Origin of the sequence: Providencia sp. PROV076, assembly GCF_028483405.1 — a bacterium.
GTDB lineage: Bacteria > Pseudomonadota > Gammaproteobacteria > Enterobacterales > Enterobacteriaceae > Providencia > Providencia huaxiensis.
Window position 1 is genome coordinate 54,408 of sequence record NZ_JAMPRR010000035.1, and the last position, 8,555, is coordinate 62,962.

Genomic DNA, 8,555 nt, shown 5'->3' on the forward strand with positions numbered 1-8,555 from the left:
AGACACTCTCCCCAAATCCCAGTGCTTACATGTGCCGAAAGGCGAACCTTTCGGCATAAAACGAATTACTCGTCTTCCAGCTCGATGTTGATACCCAGAGAACGGATTTCTTTCAGCAATACGTTGAAAGATTCCGGCATACCAGGTTCCATCTGATGGCTGCCATCGACGATGTTTTTATACATCTTCGTACGGCCGTTAACGTCATCCGATTTAACTGTAAGCATTTCTTGAAGAGTATAGGCTGCACCGTATGCTTCCAGTGCCCACACTTCCATCTCCCCGAAACGCTGACCACCGAACTGCGCTTTACCACCCAGCGGTTGCTGAGTAACCAAGCTATAAGAACCAGTTGAACGGGCGTGCATCTTATCGTCAACCAAGTGGTTCAGTTTCAGCATATACATATAACCAACGGTAACTTGACGCTCAAATTTCTCGCCAGTACGACCATCGAATAATGTAATCTGACCTGAAGTTGGCAGACCACCCAATTTCAGCAGTTCTTTGATTTCTTTCTCTTTCGCACCATCAAATACTGGTGTCGCAATTGGCATACCTTTTTTCAGGTTCTCAGCCAAACGCATAACTTCTTCGTCAGAGAAAGTATTCAAGTCAACTTTCTGGCGTGGATCATCACCTAAATCGTACGCTTTTTGGATAAACTCACGCAGTTTGGCAACTTCTTCTTGCTGTTTAAGCATAGCATTGATTTTTTCACCAATACCTTTCGCAGCCATCCCTAAGTGGGTTTCCAAAATCTGACCGATGTTCATACGTGATGGTACGCCCAGCGGGTTCAGAACGATGTCAACTGGGTTACCGTTTTCATCGTAAGGCATGTCTTCAACTGGGTTGATTTTTGAGATAACACCTTTGTTACCATGGCGACCCGCCATTTTATCACCCGGTTGAATTTGACGTTTAACCGCCAGATAAACCTTAACAATTTTCAGTACACCAGGAGCTAAGTCATCACCTTGAGTAATTTTACGACGTTTTGCATCGAGTTTTTTCTCAAACTCAGATTTCAGTTCGTCATACTGTTCAGCTAATTGCTCTAACTGGTTTTGCTTCTCTTCGTCTGCTAAAGATAACTCTAACCAACGATCGCGAGGCAGTTTGTCCAGTTTTTCAGCTTCAATTCCGCCGTTAACCAGTACAGAACGGATACGAGCAAACAGGCCAGCTTCGAAAATACGCAGCTCTTCTGTTAAGTCTTTCTTCGCATCACGTAACTGAGTTTCTTCGATCTCTAATGCACGTTTGTCTTTCTCTACACCGTCACGGGTAAATACTTGTACGTCAATAACCGTACCAGAAACACCGTTAGGAACACGTAAAGAAGAGTCTTTAACGTCTGATGCTTTTTCACCGAAGATAGCACGTAACAGTTTCTCTTCTGGCGTCAGCTGAGTTTCACCTTTAGGTGTGACTTTACCAACCAGAATGTCGCCGCCTTTCACTTCCGCACCGATATACACGATACCGGATTCGTCAAGTTTAGACAGAGCAGCTTCACCGACGTTTGGAATATCTGCAGTGATTTCTTCAGGCCCTAATTTAGTGTCACGAGACACACAAGAGAGTTCCTGAATATGAATAGTAGTGAAACGGTCTTCTTGAACAACACGCTCAGAAACTAAGATGGAGTCTTCGAAGTTATAACCATTCCATGGCATGAATGCCACGCGCATGTTTTGACCAAGTGCTAATTCGCCGAGGTCTGTTGAAGGACCATCTGCTAACACGTCACCACGTTCAACTGGCTCACCTAAAGATACGCAAGGCATCTGGCTAATACAGGTGTTCTGGTTAGAACGAGTATATTTAGTCAGGTTATAAATATCGATTCCAGCTTCGCCCGGATACATCTCATCTTCGTTAACTTTGATAACTATACGAGACGCATCAACGTACTGAACTGAACCACCACGTCTTGCAACAGCGGTAACACCCGAGTCAACCGCTACTGCACGTTCCATACCCGTACCAACTAATGGTTTGTCAGCACGCAGAGTAGGAACCGCTTGACGTTGCATGTTCGCACCCATCAATGCACGGTTGGCGTCATCGTGTTCAAGGAATGGGATCAGTGACGCACCAACAGAAACAACCTGTTGAGTCGAAACGTCCATATACTCAACCTGTTCACGGCTGAATAAACTTGATTCACCTTTGTTACGGCAAGTAATCAGTTCTTCAACGAAGCTACCATCATCACCTAAAACGGTGTTTGCCTGAGCAATGATGAAGTTACCTTCTTCAATTGCAGACAGATAATGGATTTCGTCTGTAACTAGACCATCACGCACTAAACGGTATGGGGTTTCTAAGAAACCATACTCATTGGTCTGTGCATAAACAGATAATGAGTTGATCAGACCGATGTTCGGACCTTCAGGCGTTTCGATAGGACAGACACGACCGTAGTGAGTTGGGTGAACGTCACGTACTTCGAAGCCCGCACGCTCACGAGTCAGACCACCTGGGCCTAACGCAGAGATACGACGTTTGTGCGTAATTTCAGACAGTGGGTTGTTCTGGTCCATAAATTGGGACAGCTGGCTAGAACCAAAGAACTCTTTCACTGCGGCTGAAATTGGTTTCGCGTTGATCATATCTTGTGGCATTAATGCATCGAGGTCGCCCAGAGAAAGACGCTCTTTCACTGCACGCTCAACACGAACCAGACCTACACGGAATTGGTTCTCAGCCATTTCGCCAACGGAACGAATACGACGGTTACCTAAGTGGTCGATATCATCCACTTCGCCTTTACCGTTACGGATATCGATGAGTTTACGCATAACATCAATGATGTCTTCTTCACTCAGGATACCTGAACCTTCAATTTCTTCACGGTTCAGTGAACGGTTGAACTTCATACGACCTACCGCAGACAAGTCGTAACGGTCTTCAGAGAAGAACAGGTTCTCGAACAGGTTTTCTGCAGCTTCGCGGGTTGGTGGCTCACCAGGACGCATCATGCGGTAGATTTCTACCAATGCACTCAGACGGTCGTTAGTTGGGTCGACACGAACGGTTTCAGAAATGTAAGCACCGTGGTCTAAGTCATTGGTAAACAATGTTTCGATTGTTTTATGACCAGACTGGCTCAGACGTGCCAACATGTCTAAAGAAAGTTCCATGTTCGCTGCACAAATCAGCTCACCGGTGCTTTCATCAATGTAGTCTCTAGCAACAACTTTACCTGCGATATATTCAACAGGTACTTCGATGCTATTGATTTCTTCTTTTTCTAACTGACGAATATGACGTGCAGTGATACGGCGGCCTTTTTCTACATAGACTTTACCGTTCGCTTCGATATCAAAAGAAGCAGTTTCACCACGCAGACGCTCAGGAACCAGCGTCATCATCAGTTTATTATCACGGATTTGGAATACAGTTTTGTCGAAGAACAGATTTAAGATTTCTTCGGTGTTGTAATCCATTGCACGCAGAATAATGGTCGCAGGTAATTTACGGCGACGGTCAATACGTACAAACAGGTTATCTTTCGGGTCAAATTCGAAATCAAGCCATGAACCACGGTAAGGGATAATACGTGCGTTATAGAGCACTTTACCTGAAGAGTGTGTTTTACCTTTATCGCTGTCAAAGAATACACCCGGACTACGGTGTAACTGAGAAACGATAACACGCTCAGTACCGTTGATAACGAAAGTTCCGTTTTCAGTCATGAGTGGAATTTCACCCATGTAGACTTCTTGTTCTTTGATGTCTTTAACAGTTCCTTCCGGTGCTTCACGCTCATAAACGATGAGACGCAATTTCACACGCAAAGGCGCAGAGTAAGTTACACCGCGAATTTGACATTCTTTAACATCAAAAACAGGCTCGCCTAAACGATAGCTGACATATTGTAATTCAGCATTACCGCTGTAGCTCTGAATTGGAAACACAGAACGGAAAGCTGCTTCCAGCCCATTCTGGCCATCAGGATCTTGCTCGATAAACTTCTGGAACGAGTCAAGTTGGATAGAAAGGAGATAAGGTATGTCCAAAACTTGTGGACGTTTACCAAAATCCTTACGAATACGTTTTTTCTCGGTATAGGAGTAAACCATAGGTTTCCTCAGCTCGTTGATCAGTGACCCAAGTGGTTAGCTCTTAATGTAAGAGACTGAACCGCAACGCGTTTTTTATAAGAAACGGAAAATGAATACTTTCCTTAATACTCATTGCTATTACTCTTAAATCATTTCATTGCGTTGCCATTGCTACCGAGCTACCCGAGCGGGTCGTAGCGAAGAACACAGTATATTAAGTCGTCAATAGAAAGAAGTATTGGAGGGTTGTTGTTAACATTAAAACTGCGTGAAAAGCTGTTAACACCCATCACGCCTTACAGCGCAAAAAGGCTGGTGATTAAAAAATCACCAGCCGTCAGCCTAATTAGATCAGGCTGCGTTCTTGAAATTGAACTTATTTAAGTTCAACAGAAGCGCCTGCTTCTTCAAGAGCTTTCTTCAGAGTTTCAGCTTCATCTTTGCTTGCAGCTTCTTTGATAGTAGCTGGAGCAGATTCTACCATGTCTTTAGCTTCTTTTAAGCCAAGACCGGTTGCGCCACGTACTGCTTTGATAACTGCAACTTTGTTACCGCCGATAGCAGACAGAACAACGTCGAATTCAGTTTTTTCTTCAGCAGCTTCAGCTGGGCCCGCAGCAACAGCAACAGCTGCAGCAGCAGAAACGCCGAATTTTTCTTCCATCATAGTAATCAGTTCAACAACGTCCATTACAGACATTTCTGCAACTGCATCAAGGATTTGGTCTTTAGTGATAGACATAACAAGTGTTCCTAAAATTCAGAAATAGTTTATACGTTAAAAAGCAACGAAGGAAAGGGCTTATGCAGCTTCTTTCTGATCGCGCAGAGCAGCCAGAGTACGAACCAATTTGCCGGCAGCGGCTTCTTTCATGGTTGCCATCAGGCGTGCGATTGCTTCATCGTAAGTTGGGAGAGTTGCCAGACGATCGATATCTTTCGCTTGGATTAACTCACCTTCAAAGGCCGCAGCTTTAATCTCAAATGCTGGATTCGCTTTCGCGAACTCTTTGAACAGACGAGCGCCAGCGCCCGGGTGTTCGTTAGAGAAAGCAATTAAGGTTGGACCGACAAACACGTCTTTCAGTACATCATAAGAAGTACCTTCAACAGCACGGCGGATCAGTGTATTACGAACAACACGGATATAAACGCCAGCTTCGCGACCTGCTTTACGCAGTTCAGTCATTTTTGCTACAGTTACGCCACGTGAATCGGCAACAACTGCAGAAAGCGCGCCTTTGGCTACTTCGCTGACTTCAGCAACAATCGCTTGTTTGTCTTGAAGATTTAGTGCCATTAGCTTCTTGCTCCTGGATTAACCGGGAAACCCCGGGACTCACATCACTCAGATACAACATGTACTTGAGCGCTAAAACACGGTGAGCAGAATAGAATCCAGAATAAAATTCTAGGTATCTCTGTCACCGTCTACGCAGGTAAATTAAGTAGCTAATATAACCACACCTGCGGTCTTGGACGGGGTCTGGAAAGGCCAGACTCCATACCGAAATTTGTGGTTTGTTGAGTATATCGCTATACCCAACAAACTCAAGGCGTCAAATTTTATACAAAATTGACGCAAAGGTAAAGCCTAATTACTGATTAGCCGAAGCTATAGCAATTAAACTGTCGCTGACAGACCAGCTTGGTCAACAGCAACACCTGCACCCATAGTGGTAGACAGGCTAACTTTCTTGATGAAAACACCTTTAGCTGAAGCTGGTTTTGCTTTTTTCAGTGCAATCAGCAGAGCTTCTAAGTTTTCTTTCAGTTTGTCAGCGTCAAAATCAACTTTACCGATAGTGGTATGGATGATTCCGTTTTTGTCGTTACGGTAACGAACCTGACCTGCTTTAGCATTGTTAACTGCTTCAGCAACGTTAGGAGTTACAGTACCAACTTTCGGGTTTGGCATCAGACCACGTGGGCCCAGAACTTGACCTAATTGGCCAACAACGCGCATTGCATCTGGAGAAGCAATAACAACGTCAAAGTCCATTTCACCAGCTTTGATTTTATCAGCCAGATCTTCCATACCTACCAGTTCAGCGCCTGCAGCTTTAGCAGCTTCAGCGTTTGCGCCTTGTGCGAACACAGCAACGCGAACTGAACGGCCAGTACCGTGTGGCAGTACAGTTGCACCGCGAACGTTTTGGTCAGATTTACGAGCATCGATGCCCAGGTTGATAGCTACGTCAACGCTTTCTACGAATTTAGCAGTTGCTAATTCTTTCAGCAGTGCAACGGCTTCATTGATGTCATACTGTTTAGTTACATCAACTTTCTCACGGATATTGCGCATGCGCTTAGTCAGTTTAGCCATTGTCTTAGTCCTCCACTACCAGGCCCATGGAACGAGCAGTACCTTCAATTGAACGCATCATTGCGTCAACATCAGCACCAGTCATGTCCGCAGCTTTAGTTTCAGCGATTTCGCGAATCTGAGCAGAGGTCACTTTACCAACTTTATCTTTGTTAGGCTTGCCTGAACCAGACTTAACGCCAGCTGCTTTTTTCAGCAGAACTGCTGCAGGTGGAGTTTTGGTAACGAAAGTGAAAGAACGGTCTGCGTAAACAGTAATAACAACAGGAATTGGTAAACCTTTTTCCAGGCTGTCTGTTTTTGCGTTGAACGCTTTACAGAATTCCATGATGTTAACACCTTGTTGACCCAGTGCTGGACCAACCGGTGGACTTGGGTTCGCCATACCAGCTGCAACTTGCAGCTTAACGTAGGCTTGAACTTTCTTAGCCATGATATTTCCTCTAGATGGGTGATAGCGCCTTACGGTTTGCAAGGCTCCCCGTTACATTAAACATGCCCCGCACATTAATTTGTGCCGAACATAAAAACAAAAGGCGCGAAATTGTAGTCAAATTTCACGCCTTTTGCAAGTCAGTTTTGTCGTTTAGATTAGGCTTTCTCTACCTGACCAAAATCCAATTCGACTGGAGTTGCACGACCAAAGATAGAAACAGAGACTTTCAAGCGGCTCTTTTCATAATCAATTTCTTCAACAACACCGTTAAAGTCAGCAAATGGGCCTTCGCTAACACGAACCATTTCACCTGGTTCAAACAGTGTTTTCGGACGTGGCTTATCACCAACTTGTTGTAAGCGGTTCATAATAGCATCAACTTCTTTATCGCTAATTGGCGCTGGACGATCTGACGTTCCGCCAATGAACCCCATTACACGCGGTACACTACGTACTAAGTGCCAAGAGTCATCATTCATGACCATTTGGACTAAGACATAGCCTGGGAAGAATTTGCGTTCACTCTTACGGCGCTGACCGCTACGGATTTCAACAACTTCTTCTGTTGGAACCATAACTTCGCCAAAAGAATCTTCCATAGCATGTAATTTGATATGTTCACGTAAAGACTGTGCTACGCGACCTTCAAAACCAGAGAATGCCTGAATGACATACCAGCGCTTTTTAGGTGAATCGGACATTTAGAATAACCTCAGGCTTGTAATAAATGAAACTAAACGCACCAGGATACCATCGAGTCCCCACAGTATTAATGACATTACAGCCGTTACTGCAGCAACAATTAAAGTAGTTTGTAATGTTTCCTGGCGAGTAGGCCAAATGACTTTTCTCATCTCGACGCGAGCTTCGCGTGCAAACGCCAGTGTAGCTTTACCTTTTGTGGTCCATAAAGCGACAGCACCTGCAATAGCGACAACAGCCACAACTGCAAAAGCACGCAGCGCGAGATTATATTGACGGAAGTAATAATTACCAACAATAGCAATTATTAATAAGGCACAGACAATGACCCACTTGAAGATGTCTGCACTGCGTCCACTTCCTTGAGCTTCGCTATTCGCACTCATAATTCAACCTGTTACCATGAAGTATGTACAAAGCCTGCTTGTTTACAAAGGTAAAACAACCAAGCCAAACCAATAGAATATGCCAACATATCCCTCAATTACTACAAACTAAGCCTGCAAAATTTGATAGGGATATCAATAGCATCACCTGCGATCTAAAAGTAATTAGCCTTGTTAATGGAGGTAATTAGCGTTATTCGTTCTGCAAATACAACAAGTTGCAGTAACATTTTATTTCGCAAGTACTACTTGTATGTCAGTACTATCACTTTACAAGTGTTACCCATTTCACAAGTGCTATTCCATTTTGCAGGAATTTCAGCATGCTCAGCAAATTTTTAACTGCACCAAGTAAGAAAATAACTTTCTTTTTGTGGCAGCGGTAAAATATACCATATCTTCCGAGCAAAACCTTAATAAATCTCATATAACTGCGTAAAGGAACCTGTGCAGTTATCAATTCGTTATTTCAGAGCCTATCTCACCAATAATTATACAAATGATTGATGAGATAGGTTCTTCATTTTGCAACGTCTGAATTTTGCAATGCCTAAATTTTGTAACGTATAAAAAGGACGTCTATTAGACGCCCTTTTTTACTAAGTAGTTCTTTCTTATTCAGAAAGAGC

General features: G+C 43.9%; 7 protein-coding genes. All 7 read right to left on the reverse strand.

The window, feature by feature from the left end; translation table 11 throughout:
- Positions 1-65: 65 nt before the first annotated feature.
- Positions 66-4,094: a DNA-directed RNA polymerase subunit beta gene (gene rpoB / locus PSF67_RS19315; RefSeq protein WP_102140203.1), complete on the reverse strand. Its 4,029-nt coding sequence runs from the start codon at positions 4,092-4,094 to the stop codon at positions 66-68.
- Between the two features lie 358 nt (positions 4,095-4,452).
- Positions 4,453-4,818, reverse strand: coding sequence for a 50S ribosomal protein L7/L12 (gene rplL / locus PSF67_RS19320; RefSeq protein WP_102140204.1), 366 nt, complete (start codon positions 4,816-4,818; stop codon positions 4,453-4,455).
- Between the two features lie 60 nt (positions 4,819-4,878).
- A complete protein-coding gene (rplJ, locus tag PSF67_RS19325) occupies positions 4,879-5,376 on the reverse strand; it encodes a 50S ribosomal protein L10 (RefSeq protein WP_102140205.1) in 498 nt (165 codons plus the stop codon).
- 324 nt (positions 5,377-5,700) lie between these two features.
- Complete coding sequence (gene rplA, locus PSF67_RS19330; RefSeq protein WP_102140206.1) at positions 5,701-6,402, reverse strand: 50S ribosomal protein L1; 702 nt, start codon at positions 6,400-6,402, stop codon at positions 5,701-5,703.
- 4 nt (positions 6,403-6,406) lie between these two features.
- A complete protein-coding gene (gene rplK / locus PSF67_RS19335) occupies positions 6,407-6,835 on the reverse strand; it encodes a 50S ribosomal protein L11 (protein WP_004264379.1) in 429 nt (142 codons plus the stop codon).
- Between the two features lie 158 nt (positions 6,836-6,993).
- A complete protein-coding gene (nusG, locus tag PSF67_RS19340; RefSeq protein ID WP_004264378.1) occupies positions 6,994-7,539 on the reverse strand; it encodes a transcription termination/antitermination protein NusG in 546 nt (181 codons plus the stop codon).
- Complete coding sequence (secE, locus tag PSF67_RS19345; protein ID WP_004265885.1) at positions 7,540-7,926, reverse strand: preprotein translocase subunit SecE; 387 nt, start codon at positions 7,924-7,926, stop codon at positions 7,540-7,542.
- Between the last annotated feature and the right edge of the window lie 629 nt (positions 7,927-8,555).